The sequence below is a fragment of the Streptomyces sp. Ru62 genome (assembly GCF_002920615.1).
Taxonomy (GTDB): Bacteria; Actinomycetota; Actinomycetes; order Streptomycetales; family Streptomycetaceae; genus Streptomyces.
In genome coordinates this window covers 13,853-33,269 of the sequence record NZ_PQSU01000010.1, presented here as the reverse complement: position 1 = coordinate 33,269, position 19,417 = coordinate 13,853, and the positions used below count along the sequence as shown (strand labels likewise).

The window sequence follows — 19,417 nt, the reverse complement described above, 5'->3', positions numbered from 1 at the left end:
GCGTGGGCCGCTCGCTCGCTGAGACGATGCGAGAGTTCCGGTATCCACCGATATGCACATCTGTACGGAGGTCTGACATGACCCAGCCAGCGACACGGCGGACAGTCCTCGCCACGGGCGCCGGTGCGCTCGCCCTGGGATGCGTGGGGTGCGGCGCCGAAAAGGGCGGTGAGGCCGCGTCGGCATCGTCGGCGCCGGCGTCGGCGGCGGCGTCGTCCCCGGCCGCGCAGGAGGCGGCCGCCGACGGGAAGGCGCTGGCGCGGACGAGCGACATCCCGGAGGGCGGCGGCAAGGTGTTCAAGGAGGAGAAGGTGGTGGTCACCCAGCCGAAGAAGGGTGACTTCAAGGCCTTCTCGGCGATCTGCACGCACCAGGGCTGCACGGTGAACACGGTGGCGGACGGCACCATCGACTGCCCCTGCCACGGCAGCAGGTTCCGCATCGAGGACGGCTCGGTGGCCCGCGGTCCCGCGACCAGGCCGCTGCCCAAGCGGTCGATCAAGGTGGACGGGAAATCAATCCGCCTGACCTGAGGGTGCCGCGTACGCTCCGGGGATGCAGCCGCAGGATCTCGTACGCGACCACACGATCTACGCCTGTGTCATGGGCTCCCGCGCCTTCGGCCTGGCGACGGACGCCAGCGACACCGACCGGCGCGGGGTGTTCCTCGCCCCGACCCCGCTGTACTGGCGGTTCGAGAAACCGCCGACGCATGTGGAGGGGCCGGGCGAGGAGCGGTTCTCCTGGGAGTTGGAACGGTTCTGCGAACTGGCGCTGCGCGGCAACCCGAACATCCTGGAGTGCCTGCACTCCCCGCTGGTGGAACACGTGGACGACACCGGCCGCGAGCTGCTGTCCCTGCGCGGCTCCTTCCTGTCCCGGCAGGCGTACGACACCTTCACCCGGTACGCCCTCGGCCAGCGCAGGAAGCTCGACGCCGACGTCCGCACGACGGGCGCCCCGCGCTGGAAGCACGCGATGCATCTGCTGCGCCTGCTGATGAGCGCCCGGGACCTGCTGCGCACCGGGGAGCTGCGGATCGACGTCGGTGAGCGGCGCGAGCGCCTGCTGGCGGTGAAGCACGGCGAGGTGCCGTGGGCGGAGGTGGAGGCGTGGATGGCCCGGCTGGCGGCCGAGGCCGAGGAGGCCCTGCGGGGCAGCCCGCTGCCACCGGAGCCGGACCACGCGCGCGTGACCGCGTTCCTGTACCGGGTGCGCCGGGCCTCAGCCCTTGAGGCGGAGCCGGACCACCAGGTCGTGCAGGGCGTCCTGGGCACCGCACGCCTCGGGCAGGGCTGAACCGGCCTGCGCCTCGTCCAGCACGGTGCGGGCGCTCCACGTCGGCCTCCACGCGCGCGTGGTCGACGCCGGCCCCGCCGCGCTCCCGGTCCTTGCTCGGCGGCGACACCGGGGCCGGGACGGCCGGCTCCCGGTGGGCGTCGTCGATCGTGGGCCTAGGCGTCCCAGAGCGCTCCCAGGGCCAAGAGGTCGCCTCGGTACTCGATCCGCTCGGCCCAGTCGGCGGGCCAGGCCCCGGCGCCCAGCCAGGCGCCCGCGAAGGCGCCGGTGAGGCAGGCGATGGAGTCGGAGTCGCCGGCGGTGCAGGCGGCCCGGCGCAGGGCGGTGACGGGTTCGTCGGGGAAGAGCAGGAAGCACAGCAGCCCGGTCGCGAGGGCCTCCTCGGCGATCCAGCCCTCGCCGGTGGCAAGGCACGGGTCGGTCTCCGGGGAGACGGCCCGCGCGGCCTCCTGGAGCCGGCCGAGGATCTCCAGGCACTCGTCCCAGCCGCGCGCGATGAACTGCTCGGGGCCGGGGTCCTGCGAGCGGGTCCACAGGTCGCCGAGCCAGGTGTGGTGGTAGCGGGTGCGGTTCCGAAGGGCGTAGGAGCGCAGGTGCCCGACCAGTCCGGCCGGGTCGGTGCCCTGGGCAAGCAGGTGGACGGCGTGGGCGGTGAGGTCGGAGGCGGCCAGCGCGGTGGGGTGGCCGTGGGTGAGCGCGGCCTGCAACTGGGCGGCACCGGCCCGCTGTTCGCCGCTCAGCCCGGGGACGAGCCCGATCGGGGCGACCCGCATGTTGGCGCCGCAGCCCTTGGAACCGACCTGGCTGGCGTCCTGCCAGGCCCGGCCCTCCGCCTTGAGCAGCTCGCAGGCCCGCAGACAGGTGGTGCCGGGGGCGCGGTTGTTCTCGGGCGACTCGTACCAGTCCACGAACTCCTCGCGCAGGGGCCGCTCCAGCCGCTTGGGGGCGAGGGGTCCGCGCTCCATGGCCGTGCGCAGGGCTCGCCCGAGGGCGAGGGTCATCTGGGTGTCGTCGGAGACGAAGGCCCGCTTCGGCAACTCCATCTCCCGCCAGGGCCCGCACTTGGCGAGGATCGACGGCACGTCGTTGAACTCGGTCGGGAAGCCGAGGGCGTCCCCGAGGGCGAGGCCGAGGAGTGCTCCGGTCGCCGGCTGCTTGGGCATATGCGTCATCCCCCTTTATCGTCACCATGACAATAAAGGGGGACGGTGATCACGGCAAGGCGATTTAGAGGTCGACTTCCTTCATCAGCATGCCGACCTCGGTGTTGGACAGGCGGCGCAGCCAGCCCGACTTCTGGTCGCCGAGGGTGATCGGGCCGAAGGCGGTGCGCACCAGCTTGTCGACCGGGAAGCCCGCCTCGGCCAGCATGCGGCGCACGATGTGCTTGCGGCCCTCGTGCAGGGTCACCTCGACCAGGTAGTTCTTGCCGGTCTGCTCCACCACGCGGAAGTGGTCCGCGCGCGCGTAGCCGTCCTCCAGCTGGATGCCGTCCTTCAGCCGCTTGCCCAGGTCGCGCGGGATCGGTCCGACGATGTGCGCGAGGTAGGTCTTCTTCACGCCGTACTTGGGGTGCGTGAGGCGGTGGGCCAGCTCACCGTGGTTGGTGAGCAGGATGACGCCCTCGGTCTCGGTGTCCAGCCGGCCGACGTGGAAGAGCCGGGTCTCGCGGTTGGTCACGTAGTCACCGAGGCACTGCCGGCCCTCCGGGTCCTCCATGGTGGAGACCACGCCCGCGGGCTTGTTCAGCGAGAAGAACTGGTACGACTGGGTCGCGACCGTCAGGCCGTCGACCTTGACCTCGTCCTTCTCGGGGTCGACCCGCTTGCCCTGCTCGGTGACGATCTCGCCGTTCACCTCGACCCGGGCCTGGTCGATCAGCTCCTCGCAGGCGCGCCGGGAGCCGTAGCCCGCGCGCGCGAGGACCTTCTGCAGCCGCTCGCCCTCCTGCTCGGCGCCCGGGAAGGTCTTGGGCAGCTTGATGTCCTTCTTGCCCGCGTACCGCTCCCGGTTGCGCTCCTCGACCCGCGTCTCGTACTCACGGGAGCGCGACGGGGCTGAACGGCCGCCCTGCTGGGGCCGCTTCGGGCCGCCCTTGGCGCCTCCCCGCGCGGCACCGCCGCGCCCGGCCTTGGGGCCGTCCTTGGTGGCCCCCGGGCCCACGTCGTAGCGGCGCTCCTCGGGGCGGGGCTTGCGGGGCCGGCCCTGCCCCTGCTTCTGATCCCTGTCGTTGCCGGCACCGCGGTAGTTACCGCGCCCGCCGCTCTTGCCGCTGCCGCTGCTTCGCATCAAGGTTTCCGTCTTAGTCGTCTGCGTCCTGACCGCCGGGCGCGTCGGGCGCGTCCGGGTCGAACGACGGGACTCCCTCCTGGGTCTCGGCCTCGATCGCCTCCGCCTCGGGGAGGAAGGGCGCGAGCTCCGGGAGCTCGTCCAGGCCACGCAGGCCCATCCGCTCCAGGAAGTAGTTCGTCGTCCTGTACAGGATCGCACCTGTTTCGGGTTCCGTGCCCGCCTCCTCGACCAGACCGCGCTGGAGGAGGGTGCGCATCACGCCGTCGCAGTTCACCCCGCGCACGGCGGAGACCCGGCTGCGGCTGACCGGCTGGCGGTAGGCGACGACCGCCAGGGTCTCCAGCGCGGCCTGGGTGAGCCGGGCGGTCTGACCGTCCAGGACCAGCCGCTCGACGGCGGGGGCGTAGGCGGCGCGGGTGTAGAAGCGCCAGCCGCCGGCGACGAACCGCAGCTCGAAGCCGCGGCCCTGCACGGCGTACTCGTCGGCCAGCTCGCGCAGGGCGTCCGCGATCTGCCGCTCGGGCCGCTCCAGGATCCTCGCCAGGTGCCCCTCGGTCGCGGGCTCGTCCACGACCATGAGCATCGCCTCCAGGGCGGGCTTGAGGTCGAGTTCGGCGACGGTCCGCGGTCCGGCCGGGACCTCGGCGGTCTGGTCGCTCATGGCTTCTTCTCCTCCTCGGGCGGCTCGGGCGGCCGGTCGAACTCGTCCGTGACCATCGGCGCCGCGTCCGTGTCGCCGCCGGTCCAGCGCACGGTCAGCTCCCCCAGCGCGTCCTCCTGCTCCAGGGCCACGGCCTTCTCCCGGTACAGCTCCAGCAGGGCGAGGAACCGTGCCACGACGGTGAGCGTGTCGTCGGTGTCCTCGATCAGCGCCCGGAAGCCGGCCTCGCCCAGCTCGCGCAGCCGGGCGACCACGATCCCGGCCTGCTCCTGCACGCTGACCAGCGGGGCGTGGATGTGGTCGACGTACACCTGCGGTCTGGGCTTGGGCTGCATGGCCTTGACGGCGAGCCTGGCGAAGCCCTCGGGGCCGATGCTGATGACGACCTCGGGCAGCAGCTCGGCGTGCTGCGGTTCGAGGCCGACGGTACGGGGATGGCGCCGGGCCTCGTCGTCGAGCCGCTGGTCGAAGATGTCGGCGACCTGTTTGTAGGCGCGGTACTGGAGCAGCCGGGCGAACAGCAGGTCCCGGGCCTCCAGCAGGGCCAGGTCGGCCTCGTCCTCCACCTCGGCGGCGGGCAGCAGCCGGGCGGCCTTGAGGTCGAGCAGCGTGGCCGCGACGACCAGGAACTCCGTGGTCTGGTCCAGGTCCCAGTCGGGTCCCATGGCCCGGATGTGCGCCATGAACTCGTCGGTAACCTTGGACAGGGCGACCTCGGTGACGTCCAGCTTGTGCTTGGAGATCAGCTGGAGGAGCAGGTCGAAGGGGCCCTGGAAGTTCGCGAGACGGACCTTGAAGACGCCGTCGGAAGCGGGCTCGGAGTCAACGGGATCGGACTCAACAGGCTCGGACTCAACAGGCTCGGACTCAGTGGGCTCAGGCTCAGCGGGCTCAGGCTCGGGCTCGGGCAGCTCCGGCCCGGGCAACCCGTGCTCCGGCTCCGGCAGCTCCGGCTCGGGAGACTCGACGGGTACGGCGGCCGGCTCGTCCGGCGCGGCTCCCGGCCCTCGCCCCAGCGCACGCCGACGACCGGCGGATGCGCCGGGGGCAGGGGCTCCGTTCGAGGTCATGGCCCCCGCAGGCTACCGCTACCGCCCGCGCAGCCGTCGCACGAGGATGCTCGCGTCACCACGGGACTCCAGGTCGGCCAGGACCACGGCCACCGCCTCGCGGACGATCCGCCCGCGGTCCACCGCGAGCCCGTGCTCGCCGCGGAGCACCAGCCGCGCGTGCTCCAGGTCCATCAGCTCCTCGGCGGAGACGTAGACGGTGATCTTCTCGTCGTGCCGCTCGCGCCCGCTGGGCCGCCGGGCCGCCGACCGTCCGCGCTTGCGCGGCTGCGCGGCTGCAGGACCTTCCTGCGCCGCCTGCCGGCGCGCCGGGCGGGTGCGGGACTCGCCGGCCTCGGCCGGCTCGGCCTCCACCGCCACGTGCTCCGCCCCCTCTCCGTCACCGCTCTGGACGGGCACCGACTGCGGTGCGTCCTCGGCGGCGGCCGCCTCGTCGCTCTCCCCCGCGGGAGCCGGCACCCGGGCCTCGCCGTTGGCCGCGCGGCGGGGCGTGGACGGCTGGAGCGCCATCCCCCCGGTCGTGCGGAACAGTTCGTCGGCCCCGGGCAGACTCACTCGGCGTGACACCGGGCGAGCACCTCCCTGGCGAGCTGGCGGTAGGCGGCGGCACCGACGGAGTTGGAGGCGTACGTGGTGATCGGCTCACCGGCGACCGTGGTCTCCGGGAAGCGGACCGTGCGGCCGATGACCGTGTGGTAGACGTGGTCGTCGAAGGCCTCGACCACGCGGGCCAGCACCTCGCGGCTGTGCACCGTGCGCGAGTCGTACATCGTGGCGAGGATGCCGTCGAGCTCCAGCTCGGGGTTGAGCCGCTCCTGGACCTTCTCGATGGTCTCGGTCAGCAGGGCCACACCGCGCAGGGCGAAGAACTCGCACTCCAGCGGCACGATCACCTTGTGCGCGGCCGTCAGCGCGTTGACGGTGAGCAGGCCGAGCGAGGGCTGACAGTCGATGACGATGTAGTCGTAGTCGGGCAGCAGCGGCTTCAGGGCGCGCTGGAGCGTCGACTCGCGCGCGACCTCGGAGACCAGCTGGACCTCGGCGGCCGACAGGTCGATGTTGGACGGCAGCAGGTCCATGTTGGGGACCGCCGTCTTCAGCAGGACCTCGTCCGCGGACATGCCCCGCTCCATGAGCAGGTTGTAGACGGTGAGGTCCAGCTCCATCGGGTTGACGCCGAGACCGACCGACAGCGCGCCCTGCGGGTCGAAGTCCACGAGCAGCACGCGCCGGCCGTACTCCGCGAGCGCGGCACCCAGGTTGATGGTCGACGTCGTCTTGCCGACGCCGCCCTTCTGGTTGCACATCGCGATGATCGTCGCGGGGCCGTGGTCGGTCAGCGGGCCCGGGATCGGGAAGTACGGCAGCGGGCGTCCGGTCGGGCCGATGCGCTCACGGCGCTGGCGGGCCGCGTCGGGCGCGAGCGTGGCCGCGTACTCGGGATCGGGCTCGTACTCGGCGTCGGGGTCGTAGAAGTGCCCCTCGGGCAGTTCGTCGTAGTCGGCGAAGTGGTTGTGGGGCGCGCCACTTCCGTCGCCGGCCATGGCGTTCACGTGATGGCCATCCATGCTCTGGTGTGCTGTCCCGGCCGCCTGCGGACCGGAACTCTGGTGGGCTGCGAAGGTGCGCACAGCTACGGAGCCGACAGCCTCGAATCCCGCGGGGCCCTGGCCCCGTGCAGGCATTCCTGGTTGACCACCCCCGGGAGAAAATGTCGACTCATTCACAAGTCGTCTTACCTCCTTGGTGACCAGGAAACTTCTAGACAAGGTCAGCGTGGCACCATGCCGACGGTTGGCGACTCTATGGCGTGTCGGGCGTCCGCAGCAACACAATCCGCCGGACCCGGCCCGATGTGTCGGCAATGAAACATCCCGCTGTCAAGGGCGTACGGCCGTCGCACCGCAGGTTTCACCGGTGTGCGAATCGGTCGAAGGGTTACGTTCGAGGCGAGTTGACCGAGAGCCGCAAAGTGACCATACACACACCCGGCCGGACCTTGTCGGGCAAGGTCCGGCCGGGTGCGCGCTGTTGACGAGCCGTGTTGACGAATCGCCTTTTGGGTCAGCCGAGAAGGCTCTCCAGCTCCACGTGGTCCAGGCCGTGGGCCTCGGCGACCTCCTTGTAAACCACCTTGCCGTCATGGGTGTTGAGACCCTTGGCGAGCGCGGCGTCGCGGCGCAGCGCCTCCACCCAGCCGTTGTTGGCCAGCGAGACGATGTACGGCAGCGTCGCGTTGGTGAGGGCGTTGGTGGAGGTGTTGGGCACCGCGCCCGGCATGTTGGCGACGCAGTAGAAGACCGAGTTGTGGACCCGGAAGGTCGGCTCGGCGTGCGTGGTGGGACGGGAGTCCTCGAAGCAGCCGCCCTGGTCGATCGCGATGTCGACAAGGACACTTCCCGGCTTCATGCGGGACACCATCTCGTTGGTGACCAGCTTCGGGGCCTTGGCGCCCGGGATGAGGACCGCGCCGATGACGAGGTCGGCGTCGAGGACGGCCTTCTCCAGCTCGAAGGCGTTCGACATGATCGCCTTGACCTTCGTGCCGAAGATCCGGTCGGCCTCGCGCAGCTTGTTGATGTCGCGGTCGAGCAGGGTCACCTCGAAGCCCATGCCGATGGCGACCTGGGTGGCGTTCCAGCCGGAGACACCGCCGCCGATGACGACGGCCTTGGCCGGGGTCACACCCGGCACGCCGCCCGGCAGCACGCCGCGGCCGCCGGCCGCGCGCATCAGGTGGTAGGCGCCGACCTGCGGGGCCAGCCGGCCCGCGACCTCGGACATCGGGGCGAGCAGCGGCAGGGCGCGGTTCGGCAGCTCGACGGTCTCGTAGGCGATGGCCGTGGTGCCGGACTCGATCAGCGCGTCCGTGCACTCCTTGGACGCGGCCAGGTGCAGGTAGGTGAAGAGGATCTGGTCCTTGCGCAGGCGGTGGTACTCCTCGGCGATGGGCTCCTTGACCTTCAGCAGCAGGTCGGCGGCGGCCCACACCTCGTCGGCCGTGTCGAGGATGGCGGCACCCGCCGAGACGTACTCCTCGTCCGTGATGGAGGAGCCGAGGCCGGCGCCCCGCTCGACGACGACCTGGTGGCCGTTGCGCACCAGCTCGTGCACACCGGCGGGGGTGATGGCCACCCGGAACTCGTTGTTCTTGACCTCGCGGGGGATGCCGACCTTCACGTCGATCACGGTCCTTGGCTCAGAGGGTAGAGGGGTGCATTTACAGACGTACCCAGACATGCGGGGGCATACCGGGAGACACCGCAGGAGAACGAGCGGCAGAGCCAGTCTAATGAAGGTGTTCCGGCTGTCTAGCCTTTCATTGCATCAATCTTCACTGGGCGCACTACGGATTTCGCAGGCGTTAGCGTCGTGTTCCAGCCTTGCGTCCTCTTCCGGCGGCTCCTCACCCAGCATGCGCTCCGCCGCAGCGCGGTGCAGACGGGCCGACGCGGGGTCGCCCAGCCGGTCCAGGGTGTCGGCGAGCCGTAGCTGCAGCGCGGCCTGCAACCGCGCGTCCTCGGCGCGCCGCGCCCACTCCACGGCTTCCTGGCAGGTGCGCAGCGACTCCTCGGGCCGCCCCGCGTACTCCTGCACCCGGGCGATCTCGCTCAACGCCCGCGCGCTGGCGGCGACATCGCCGCTCCTGCGGTAGCCGGCGAGGGCGGCCCGCCAGTTCCGCAGCGCCTCCCCGTACCGGCCGGCGTAGGTGTGGGCGGTGCCGATACGGCCGTACAGCCGGGCCGCCTCCGGGTGCTCCCCCCGGGCCAGCCGCTCGGCCAGCGCCCGGCCGAACCAGTCGGCGGCCCGGTCGTGGTCCCCCAGCTCCTGGTAGGCGCCGCCTACGGATTCCATCGCGCGGCCGGTCGCGTACGGGTCGTTCGCCTCGCGTCCGGCGTCCAGGGCGGCCCGGTAGCGGACCAGCGCCTCCCGGGTCCGGCCGGTCTGCGCATCCAGATCACCCAGGTTCAGCAGGGCCGCGGCCTTCTCCCTGGGCAGCCCGCGCCGCTCGGCGACGTCCAGGACGAGGCCGTGCAGGCCGTAGAGGTCGGCTGCGGCGGCCTGGGTGCCGACATGCGCGGCCAGGGCCCTGACGAGCTGGGACATCAGCCGCCGGGCGAGGGTGTCCAGCTCGCCGTCGGCCACCGCGAGGCGCGCCGACGCCAGCAGGGCGGGCCGCCGGATGCGCAGCCAGTCGGCGGCGGCCCGCGGGGTCGGGAAGCGCAGCGCGGGGGGCAGGCCGCTCAGCTTCTCCCGGGCCTGCGGGCTGTCCGTCTCGGTGATCGCCCGGCAGGACTGCAGCAGCCGCACCGTCCGTTCCAGCATCCGGGCCCGGGCCAGCTGCAGCTCCGCGGGCCGCTCCTGGGCCTCGGCCAGGGCGCGCAGCAGCGGGTGCAGACAGCCGGGGACCTCGTACTGGGGCAGCGGGGAGTCCAGCGCGCGCAGCAGGCCGAGGGCGACCAGGTCGTCCAGGGTGGCGCGGGCGGCGTCGAGCGAGCAGCCGGCGAGCGCCGAGGCGGTGTGCGGGTCGGCCAGGCCGGCCGGGGCGAGGCAGAGCAGTCGCAGTATGCGGGCGGCCGGGCCGGGCAGCTGGTCGTACACGAGCCGGAAGACGCGGGCCAGTGGGGTGCCGTCCGCGCCGCCGTCGGCGTGCAGCCGCTTGGCGAGGTCGGAGACGGCGGCCTGGGGGCGGGCGGCGAGCCAGCCGCCGGCCAGCACCAGCGCGGCCGGGTGGCCCTGGCATGCCTCGACCAGGCTCTCCGCCGAGCGCGGGTCTACGGTGACGCGGACGGAGCCGGCGTACCCGGTGAGCAGTTCCACCGCGGACTTGGTGTCGAGGCCGCCGAGCGTGCAGGGGCGGACGTCCGCGATGCCGGTGAGCGGTCCCCCGGAGACGGCCACCACCAGGCAGTCCGGGGCGTCCGGGAGCAGCGCGTCGACCTGCTCGGCGCCGGCCGCGTCGTCGAGCAGGAGCAGCATCCGGCGGCCGGCGAGGGCGGCGCGCAGGGCCGCGGCCAGGTCGTCCTCGGCGGCTCCGGCGGGGGCGGGCAGCTCCAGTGCGGCGAGCAGGTCGCGGGCTGCCTGCTCCACGGGCACCGGCGTGCCGCCGGGCTCGCTGAGCCTGGCCCGCAGCACTCCGTCGGGGTAGCGGCCGGCGACCTGCCGGACGAGTTGCTCGGCGAGACGGGTACGGCCGGAGCCGGGGCGGCCGGCGATGAGGAGCACGCGCGCGCGGGGGGCCTTGCGGCCGGAGAGGGTGTCCAGTCCGGCGCGCTGGATGTCGGCGCGCAGCTCCTTCAACTCCCGTGCCCGGCCCAGGAATCGGTCCTCCCTGGCCTGGTGCGCGGTCCGCTCCGCACCGTCTGGGTCCACCGCCTGATCCGTCACGGGCCACACTCCCGTCCCACCGCACGCGCAAGCCCGCCGGTGTCTTCCGATGCGGGCGTTGAAGAGCCTAGTTCACGCTCTGCGACGTTCCGGGAAGAGCGCGGCGGAGGGATCGCCCGATCGGATCAGGCGATCGTCACACCGGCATGCCGGACGGGTCCGGCCGGGTCGCGGAGGGGACGGGCCGGGCCCCGGGCGGGGCGGGCCGGAGCCTGGGACGGGGCCGGGCCGGGTCCCAGGCGCGCCGGTCGCGTCCCAGGCAGGCCGGGTCGGGTCCCGGACGGGTCGGGCCAGGCCCCAGACAGACCGGGCCGGCCCCCAGACGAGGCGGGTCAGATCCCGGACGGGACAGGCCGCGCCCCAGACAGGCAGGGCCGAACCCCGACAAGGTCGTGCCGGACCCAGACACGTCGGTCACGGCTCAGACGAGCCGGGTCAGGTCCCGAACGGGTCGGGCCAGGCCCCAGACAGCCCCCAGACGAGGCGGGTCAGATCCCGGACGGGACAGGCCGCGCCCCAGACAGGCAGGGCCGAACCCCGACAAGGTCGTGCCGGACCCAGACACGTCGGTCACGGCTCAGACGAGCCGGGTCAGGTCCCGAACGGGTCGGGCCAGGCCCCAGACCGGGCCCGGACGGGGCGGGCCGGGCCTCAGACGCGTCGGTCAGGTGCCAGACGGGGCGGGCCAGGTCCCAGACGTGTCGAGTCGCACCCCGGACAGGCCGCCAGGCCCCCGGCGGGACCGGGTCAGCTTTCGAAGGGGCGCGCCGGCCAGGGCGCGTCGGCGGGGCGCAGCGCGTCCAGGCCGTCCCCGTCACGGGCGGCGACCAGGGAGAGCACGCCCACCACGAGGCAGTTGTTGTGCAGGTCGCCGGCCAGGACGCGGCGCACCAGTTCCTCGACCGGCACGCGCGCGAGCTGCATGTCGGTCTCCTCGTGCTCCGCCGCGAAGCGCTCGCCCTCGGCCTCGGACAGGCCCCGGGCCAGGAAGATCCGTACGGCCTCGTCGCAGCCGCCCGGGGTGGTGTACACGTCGGTCAGCACCCGCCAGTCCTCGGCCTTGACGTGCGCCTCCTCGTACAGCTCCCGCTGCGCGGCGTGCAGCGGGTTCTCGCCGGGAACGTCCAGCAGCCCGGCCGGGATCTCCCACAGCTTGTGCCGCACCGGGTGCCGGTACTGGTTGATCAACAGCACCCGGTCCTCCTCGTCCAGGGCGAGGACGGCCACGGAGCCGGGGTGGACCTGGTAGTCACGGCGGGCCACCGACCCGTCGGGCATGACCACGTCGTCCGTGCGGACGGAGGTCTTGTTGCCCACGAAGGGGGTGTCCGTGGCCCGGATCTCCCACTCCTCGGGGGTGTCCTTGATCGTCATGCCCTGTCCTTCCACGTGCTGTTCCGAAACTCCGGCCGACGAAGAAAGCCGGGGCGCTCACCTTTGAAGGTTCGCACCCCGGCCACCGTACAACTGGTGTGTTACTTCGAGTTCTTCCGCTCCACCGCGGCCTTCACCAGGCCGACGAAGAGCGGGTTCGCGCGGGTCGGCCGCGAGCGCAGCTCCGGGTGCGCCTGCGTGGCGACCAGGTACGGGTGGACGTCACGCGGGTACTCCACGTACTCCACGAGCTTGCCGTCGGGGGAGGTGCCGGAGAAGACGATGCCGGCCTTCTTCTCCAGTTCCGCGCGGTAGGCGTTGTTGACCTCGTAGCGGTGCCGGTGGCGCTCCTCGACGTACTCCTTGCCGTCGTACACCTCACGCACGATCGAGCCCTCGGCCAGCTTGGCCGGGTACATGCCCAGCCGCATGGTGCCGCCCATGTCGCCCTCACCGGCGACGATGTCGAGCTGCTCGGCCATGGTGGAGATGACCGGGTGGGCGGTGGCCGGGTCGAACTCGGTGGAGTTGGCGTCCGGGATGTCGGCCAGGTTGCGGGCGGCCTCGATCACGATGCACTGCAGGCCCAGGCACAGGCCGAGCAGGGGGATCTTGTTCTCCCGGGCGTAGCGGATCGCGCCGACCTTGCCGAGCACACCCCGGTCGCCGAAGCCGCCGGGGATGCAGACGCCGTCCACGTCCGCGAGCTGGGCCTTGGCACCGGCCGGGGTCTTGCAGTCGTCGGAGGTGACCCACTTGATCTTCACGCGGGCCTTGTTGGCGAAGCCGCCCGCGCGCAGCGCCTCGGTGACCGACAGGTAGGCGTCGGGCAGGTCGATGTACTTGCCGACCAGCGCCAGGGTGACCTCGTGGTCGGGGTTGTGGACGCGGTCGAGCAGGTCGTCCCAGGTCGTCCAGTCCACGTCCCGGAAGGGCAGGTCGAGCTTGCGGACCACGTAGGCGTCCAGGCCCTCGGTGTGCACGACCTTGGGGATGTCGTAGATGGAGCGGGCGTCGGGGCAGGCGACGACGGCGGCCTCGTCGACGTCGCACATCAGGGAGATCTTCCGCTTGATCGCGGTCGGCACCTCCCGGTCGCAGCGCAGCACGATCGCGTCCGGCTGGATACCGATGTTCCTGAGCGCGGCCACCGAGTGCTGGGTCGGCTTGGTCTTCAGCTCACCGGACGGGCCGATGTAGGGCAGCAGCGAGATGTGCACGACGAAGACGTTGTCCCGGCCGACCTCGTGGCGGACCTGGCGGACGGTCTCCAGGAACGGCAGCGACTCGATGTCGCCGACCGTGCCGCCGACCTCGGTGATCACGACGTCGACCTCGTCGGTGGCCATGCGCCGGATGCGGTGCTTGATCTCGTTGGTGATGTGCGGGATGACCTGCACCGTGTCGCCCAGGTACTCACCGCGGCGCTCCTTGGCGATCACGGTGGAGTAGACCTGCCCGGTGGTGACGTTAGCGCTGCCGTCCAGGTCGCGGTCGAGGAACCGCTCGTAGTGGCCGATGTCCAGGTCGGTCTCGGCGCCGTCGTTGGTGACGAACACCTCACCGTGCTGGAAGGGGTTCATCGTGCCCGGGTCGACGTTCAGGTACGGGTCGAGCTTCTGCATCACGACACGCAGGCCCCGCGCCTTGAGCAGCATGCCCAGGCTGGAGGCGGTCAGGCCCTTGCCGAGCGAGGAGGCGACACCCCCGGTCACGAAGATGTGCTTGGTCGTCGTGGTGTTGGGCGGCATGGCCAAGAGGGGGCTCCCGTGGTCGCGGTCTGGGGGTGCGATACGGCGACCCTCCCGGGTGTCTCCGGAGGTGCCGTCGCTGCGGTTCGGGGGTTTTCTCCCACCGGTCCACGGGCTACCAGCGTATCAGCGCCTGGGCGAGATGGCTCCCGGCCACTCTTCGCACTCGCCCGGGCACAGCGGGTCGCCACAGGGGTCACCAGGGTCACTCGGGTCATCTCGCGGACACATGGTCCTCACCCGGTGCTCACTCGTTCGGCCCACACAGGTTGCCCGGAGCGGCACGCAGATCATCTACGTGCGTCGTATCCTGCTCGGACATTGGCTGCCGAGCCCGGCCGGAACGACGGCACACCCCCGCCAACATCACCCGGAACAACGAGAGCGCGGCAGTTCGTTGAGCAAAGACTGTCGTGTTTGCCTCAGGGCTCGGCGGGCTGCTTTGCTTCACCGCTCAACGACGCTTAACAACGATCCCTTGACCGCACTAGCGACAGCCCCCTGCGCGGGGGTGTGACGTGGCCGTTCGACTGGAGTTGCACGTGGCCGGGCGCATCGAAGACTACGCACTCATCGGAGACATGCAGACAGCGGCGCTGGTCTGCCGGGATGGCACGGTGGACTGGCTGTGCCTGCCCCGCTTCGACTCGCATGCCATCTTCGCCGGCCTGCTGGGCACCGAGGAGCACGGCTTCTGGCGGCTCGGGCCGGCGCACGCCGCCGACGCCAAGCCGCCCACGGCCGCCCGGCGCAGCTACCGCGGCGACTCGCTGATCCTGGAATCCGAGTGGGACACCCCGCGCGGCACGGTCCGTGTGACCGATTTCATGCCCCCGCGTGACGGGGCCCCGCAGCTCATCCGGATCGTGGAGGGCGTCACCGGCCGGGTCCCGATGCGCTCGGCCCTGCGGATGCGGTTCTCCTACGGCCGGGTGGTGCCGTGGGTGCACAAGCACGAGGGGCGCACCGTGGCCGTCGCCGGACCGGACTCGGTGTGGTTCGACACCGAGGCCGAGACCTACGGCAAGGCGCTGACCACCTACGCCGACTTCACGGTCGCCCCGGGTGACCGGATCGCGTTCACCATCTCCTGGCAGCCGTCGCACAAGCAGCCGCCGCCGCTGCCGGAGCCGGAGGCCTCGCTGGAGGCCACGGAGGACTTCTGGCGCGAGTGGGTCGAGCACTGTACGTACCACGGGCCGTACCGCGAGGCGGTGATCCGCTCGCTGATCACCCTGAAGGCGCTGACCTACGCCCCCACGGGCGGCATCGTCGCGGCCCCGACGACCTCCCTGCCCGAGGACATCGGGGGCGTGCGCAACTGGGACTACCGCTACACCTGGCTGCGGGACGCGGCGATCACCCTGTCCTCGCTGCTGCGCACGGGCTACCGCGAGGAGGCCCGCGCCTGGCGCGAGTGGCTGCTGCGCGCGGTCGCCGGCGACCCGGAGAACCTGCAGATCATGTACGGCATCGCGGGTGAGCGCGAGCTGGGCGAGGCCGAGCTGGACTGGCTGCCCGGCTACGAGTGCTCGGCCCCGGTCCGGGTCGGCAACGGCGCCGCGCACCAGCTCCAGCTGGACGTGTACGGCGAGGTCACCGAGGCCCTGCACCTGGGCCACATGACCGGTCTCGCCCGCAACGACTACGCCTCCCTGCTCCAGCTGAAGCTGATCCGCTACCTGGAGGACCACTGGCAGGAGCCGGACGAGGGCATCTGGGAGGTGCGCGGCCCGCGCCGGCACTTCGTGCACTCCAAGGTGATGGCCTGGGTCGCCGTCGACCGCACGATCAAGCTGATCGAGTCCGGCGACGCGGACGGCCCGCTGGAGCGCTGGAAGGAACTGCGCGACGACATCCACCGGGACGTGTGCGAGAAGGGCTACGACAAGGAGCGCAACACCTTCACCCAGTCCTACGGCTCCCAGGAGCTGGACGCCTCCCTGCTGCTCATCCCGCAGATGGGCTTCCTGCCGCCGGACGACAAGCGGGTGATCGGCACCATCGAGGCCATCCAGCGCGAGCTGTCCACCCCGGACGGGTTCATCCTGCGCTACCCGACGGAGGGCGACCGCGCGGGCGTCGACGGCCTCCCGGGTGACGAGGGCGCGTTCCTGGCCTGCTCGTTCTGGATGGCGGACGACCTTGCGATGATCGGCCGCGTCGACGAGGCCCGCAAGCTGTTCGAGAAGCTCCTCGCGCTGCGCAACGACCTCGGTCTGCTCGCCGAGGAGTGGGACCCGCGCCTGAAGCGCCAGGTGGGCAACTTCCCGCAGGCGTTCAGCCACGTCCCGCTGATCGACACGGCTCTGCGGCTGACCGCGTCGGGCGCGTACGGCGGCTAGACGCCCCGCCAGGGGCGCCGTGCGGGCTCTCCGTCCGGCTGCGGGCGCGTCGGGGCTCGTCGCGCAGTTCCCCGCGCCCCTTCCGGGGGCGCCGTCCGCCTACCCTGGAACCGGACAGATGCCCCTTTTCCGGAAGGGGGCGGCCATGGCTCCCCTCTCGAAGGCGGGCGCGGCCCTCGCCGCGCTGCGCGAGGATCTGGTCGGCGATGTGCTCGCCCCCGGGGACCTGGGCTACGAGGAGGCCCGCGCGGTCTTCAACGCGATGGTCGACCGGCGGCCCGCGGTGATCGCGCAGTGCGCGGACGCGACCGACGTGGTGCGGGCCGTGCGCTTCGGCAGGGAGCTGGACCTGCACATCGCGGTGCGCGGCGGCGGCCACGGCGTGGCAGGTACCGCGCTGGGCGACGGCGCGCTCGTGGTGGACCTGCGCCGGATGCACCAGGTGACCGTCGACCCGGCGGCCGAGGCGGTCCGCATCGAGGGCGGTGCCACGATGAGCCACCTGGACCGCGCCACCCAGCCGTACGGTCTCGCGACCACCGGCGGGCGGACCTCCACCACCGGCGTCGGCGGCTTCGTCCTCGGCGGCGGCACCGGCTGGCTGGACCGCGCCTTCGGCCTCGCCGTGGACAACCTCATCGCCGTGGAGCTGGTGACCGCCGACGCCGAGCGGGTGCACGCGAGCGCCGACGAGAACCCCGAGCTGTTCTGGGCGCTGCACGGCGGGGGCGGCAACTTCGGCGTCGCCACCGCGCTCACCCTGCGGCTGCACGAGCTGCCGGAGTTCTCGATCGTCCTGCTGCTGTTCCCGCCGGACGTCGGACCGGACGTGCTCCGCACCTTCCGCGAGATCTTCCGCACCGGGCCGGACGAGGTGGGCGGCGCGGCGCTGTACCTCACCGGGCCGCCCGCGGAGTTCACCCCGCCGGAGCTGGTGGGCACGCCGCTGTGCGCGGCCCTGCTGACGTACGCCGGTGGCGAGGACGAGCTGCGGGGGCTCGCCGAGCCGCTGCTCGCGCTGCCGCACGAGGTCGAGCTGGCCGGTGACATGCCGTACGCCGATGCGCAGTGCCTGCTCGACCAGCCGGCGGGGCTGCGCAACCACTGGTCGGCGGAGTATCTGACCGGGCTGCCGGACGAGGCCGTGGACGCCTTCTGCGCCCGTGCGGACGGCATGCCGGTGCCGAGCCCCACCTTGCACCTGCTGTTCCCGCAGGGCGGGGCCGTCGCGGCCGGTCCGCACGAGTACCCGGTTCCGTACCGGGACGCGCCCTGGGCGGCGCACCCCCTCGCGATCTGGCCGGACCCGGCCGACGACGAGCGGGCGATCGGCTGGGTGCGGGACGTGCGCGCCGGCCTGCGGCGGTGGAGCACGGGGGCGGTGTACCTCAACTTCATCGGCGACGAGGGCCCCGAGCGGGTCCGCGCGGGCCTGGGTGCCGGGAACACCCTGCGCCTGGCGAAGGTGAAGCGGCGCTACGACCCCGACAACGTCTTCCGCTTCAACCACAACATCCGGCCGGTGTAGACGGCAGCCGTTCGCCGGTAGCTGTCCTGCGGGCGTCGTCGCAGGTAGCGTCGCCGCATGGACAGCCGTACGGACCACCGATCCGACACCCAGGGCGCCGGGATCACCGTGCAGCGGGCGCTGGAGCTGCCCGGACTGCGCAGCGGGCTGCCGGAGGTGCTGGCGGGCGCCGACCGGCTCGGCCGCACCGTGCGCTGGGTGCACGCGGGCGAGGTCCCGAACATCGCCTCGCTGCTCAAGGGCGGCGAGCTGCTGCTGACCACCGGCTACGGCCTCGGCACCCGGCCGGCCGAGCAGCGGGCGTTCGTGCGCACCCTCGCCGAGCGCGGGATCGCCGCCCTGGTGGTGGAGCTGGGCCCGCGCTTCACCCGGCTGCCCGCCGCCCTGGTGGACACGGCCCGGACGGCCGGGCTGCCGCTGGTCCAGCTCCACCGCGAGGTGCCGTTCGTGACGGTGACCGAGGAGATCCACACCGAGATCGTCAACGGCCACTACGCGCTGCTCCAACGCGCGGAGGAGGTGCACCGGCGCTGCACCGAGGCCCTGCTGGGCGGCGGCGGGGTGCCGCAGGTGCTGGACATCCTGGCCGGCTTCGGCGACAACCCGGTGTTCCTGGAGACCGCCGACGGCCGGCTGCTGTACGCCGCCGGTGCCGGGCCGGAGGGCGCTGACCCGCTCCAGGTGTGGGAGGGGCTGCGCGGCCCGCACAAGCAGGCCCCGCCACCCGCCGGGTCGGTGGTGGTGGACGTGCCCGGCGGCGGGCCCGGGACCGCCGGTGCCGTGCGCGCCCGCCTGGTGCTGCTGCCGGTCCGCTCACCGCTGGCCCCGGTGCACCGGATCGCCGCCGAGCGGGCCGCGGGCATCCTGGCGGTGGTGCTGATGCAGGCCCGGCAGGAGGAGGAGCTGGCGGCGCGCGGGCGCGGTGACTTCCTCACCGATCTCGCCGAGGGCCGGATCGCGGCGGAGGACGCCCCCGCGCAGGCCCGGGTGCTCGGCTTCAAGCCCGGCGACAGCCCGCTGCTGCCCGTGGTGATGCGGATCGGGGACAGCCTCTCCCCCGGCGGGGGCTGGGCGGTGCTGGCCCGCGCCGTCTCCGAGGAACTGGCCGCGGTGGGGGTGCCGGTGCTGCTGGGGGTGCGGCCGGTGGAGGGCCGGGTGCTGGTGCTGCTGGGGCTGCGCTCGGAGTCGGAGCGGGCGGCGGTCGCGGACCGGGTGGCGGCGGCGCTGCGGGCGGGGGTGGAGCGGGCCGCGATGCGCCGGCCGGGCTCACCGTCGCCGGTGGTGGTCGTCGGGGTGGCGGGCGGCTGGGCGGCGGCCTCGGCGGGGCTGCGGCACGCGGCGGAGACCGCGACGGCGGCCCAGGGCCTGACCGACCGGCCCTGGTACGACGCCCGGCGCCTCGACATCGACCTGCTGCTGTGGCGGCTGCGCGACCACCCGGACCTGGCCGCCTTCGTGGACCGGGCGATCGGCCCGCTGCGCGATCACGACCACCGCTCCAGGCCGCCGCTGCTGCCGACCCTGGAGACCTATCTGGCGCACGCCGGCCGCAAGGCGGAGACGGCCCGCGAACTGCATCTCAACCGGCAGACGCTGTACAACCGGCTCGCCCGGATCGGGGAGTTGCTGGGCACCGACCTGGACGACCCGCAGACGGTACTGGCGTTGAGCCTGGCCCTCAGGGCGCGCCGGCACGTGCCCTGAGGCCG

The 19,417-nt window shown here is 72.5% G+C and carries 15 protein-coding genes; 5 read left to right on the top strand and 10 right to left on the bottom strand.

Going from position 1 to position 19,417, the window contains the following annotated elements; genetic code table 11:
• Positions 1-77: 77 nt before the first annotated feature.
• Together C3492_RS15100 and C3492_RS15095 are read left to right on the top strand one after the other, a co-directional pair.
• Positions 78-533 carry a Rieske (2Fe-2S) protein gene (locus C3492_RS15100; protein WP_103812282.1) on the top strand — a complete coding sequence of 152 codons (456 nt, stop codon included), beginning with the start codon at positions 78-80 and terminating at the stop codon, positions 531-533.
• A gap of 22 nt (positions 534-555) precedes the next feature.
• Positions 556-1,299: a DNA polymerase beta superfamily protein gene (locus tag C3492_RS15095; protein ID WP_103812281.1), complete on the top strand. Its 744-nt coding sequence runs from the start codon at positions 556-558 to the stop codon at positions 1,297-1,299.
• Positions 1,300-1,454: 155 nt separating this feature from the next.
• Here the strand turns inward: C3492_RS15095 and C3492_RS15085 are convergent, their stop codons facing one another.
• The 10 genes from C3492_RS15085 to C3492_RS15040 all read right to left on the bottom strand — a co-directional run bounded on the left by C3492_RS15085 (position 1,455) and on the right by C3492_RS15040 (position 13,835).
• Positions 1,455-2,462, bottom strand: a complete 1,008-nt coding sequence (locus C3492_RS15085) for an ADP-ribosylglycohydrolase family protein (protein WP_103812280.1) — start codon at positions 2,460-2,462, stop codon at positions 1,455-1,457.
• Positions 2,463-2,526: 64 nt separating this feature from the next.
• A complete protein-coding gene (locus C3492_RS15080; protein WP_103812279.1) occupies positions 2,527-3,588 on the bottom strand; it encodes a pseudouridine synthase in 1,062 nt (353 codons plus the stop codon).
• A 13-nt stretch (positions 3,589-3,601) separates the two neighbouring features.
• On the bottom strand, positions 3,602-4,252 hold the full coding sequence (gene scpB, locus C3492_RS15075) for an SMC-Scp complex subunit ScpB (RefSeq protein ID WP_103812278.1): 651 nt from the start codon (positions 4,250-4,252) through the stop codon (positions 3,602-3,604).
• Complete coding sequence (locus C3492_RS15070; protein WP_103812277.1) at positions 4,249-5,322, bottom strand: ScpA family protein; 1,074 nt, start codon at positions 5,320-5,322, stop codon at positions 4,249-4,251. The genes scpB and C3492_RS15070 overlap by 4 nt, the downstream gene beginning before the upstream one ends.
• An 18-nt stretch (positions 5,323-5,340) precedes the next feature.
• The gene (locus tag C3492_RS15065; protein WP_103812276.1) at positions 5,341-5,889 is read right to left on the bottom strand and encodes a hypothetical protein; all 549 of its coding nucleotides are present in this window, start codon (positions 5,887-5,889) and stop codon (positions 5,341-5,343) included.
• Positions 5,874-7,007 (bottom strand): ParA family protein, encoded by a 1,134-nt coding sequence (locus C3492_RS15060; RefSeq protein ID WP_078629566.1) that lies wholly within the window; start codon positions 7,005-7,007, stop codon positions 5,874-5,876. The genes C3492_RS15065 and C3492_RS15060 overlap by 16 nt, the downstream gene beginning before the upstream one ends.
• A 379-nt stretch (positions 7,008-7,386) precedes the next feature.
• Positions 7,387-8,502, bottom strand: coding sequence for an alanine dehydrogenase (ald, locus tag C3492_RS15055; RefSeq protein WP_181140393.1), 1,116 nt, complete (start codon positions 8,500-8,502; stop codon positions 7,387-7,389).
• Positions 8,503-8,649: 147 nt separating this feature from the next.
• Positions 8,650-10,710: a tetratricopeptide repeat protein gene (locus C3492_RS15050; protein WP_103812274.1), complete on the bottom strand. Its 2,061-nt coding sequence runs from the start codon at positions 10,708-10,710 to the stop codon at positions 8,650-8,652.
• Positions 10,711-11,457: 747 nt separating this feature from the next.
• Positions 11,458-12,084, bottom strand: coding sequence for an NUDIX hydrolase (locus C3492_RS15045; RefSeq protein WP_103812273.1), 627 nt, complete (start codon positions 12,082-12,084; stop codon positions 11,458-11,460).
• A gap of 101 nt (positions 12,085-12,185) precedes the next feature.
• Entirely contained in the window at positions 12,186-13,835 is a 1,650-nt protein-coding gene (locus C3492_RS15040) for a CTP synthase (protein ID WP_103812272.1), read from the bottom strand.
• 542 nt (positions 13,836-14,377) lie between these two features.
• Here C3492_RS15040 and C3492_RS15030 point away from each other — a divergent pair.
• The 3 genes from C3492_RS15030 to C3492_RS15020 all read left to right on the top strand — a co-directional run bounded on the left by C3492_RS15030 (position 14,378) and on the right by C3492_RS15020 (position 19,412).
• Positions 14,378-16,180: a glycoside hydrolase family 15 protein gene (locus C3492_RS15030; protein WP_103812271.1), complete on the top strand. Its 1,803-nt coding sequence runs from the start codon at positions 14,378-14,380 to the stop codon at positions 16,178-16,180.
• Positions 16,181-16,325: 145 nt separating this feature from the next.
• Complete coding sequence (locus C3492_RS15025) at positions 16,326-17,708, top strand: FAD-binding oxidoreductase (RefSeq protein WP_103812270.1); 1,383 nt, start codon at positions 16,326-16,328, stop codon at positions 17,706-17,708.
• Between the two features lie 57 nt (positions 17,709-17,765).
• Positions 17,766-19,412, top strand: coding sequence for a PucR family transcriptional regulator (locus C3492_RS15020; protein ID WP_103812269.1), 1,647 nt, complete (start codon positions 17,766-17,768; stop codon positions 19,410-19,412).
• Positions 19,413-19,417 lie beyond the last annotated feature (5 nt).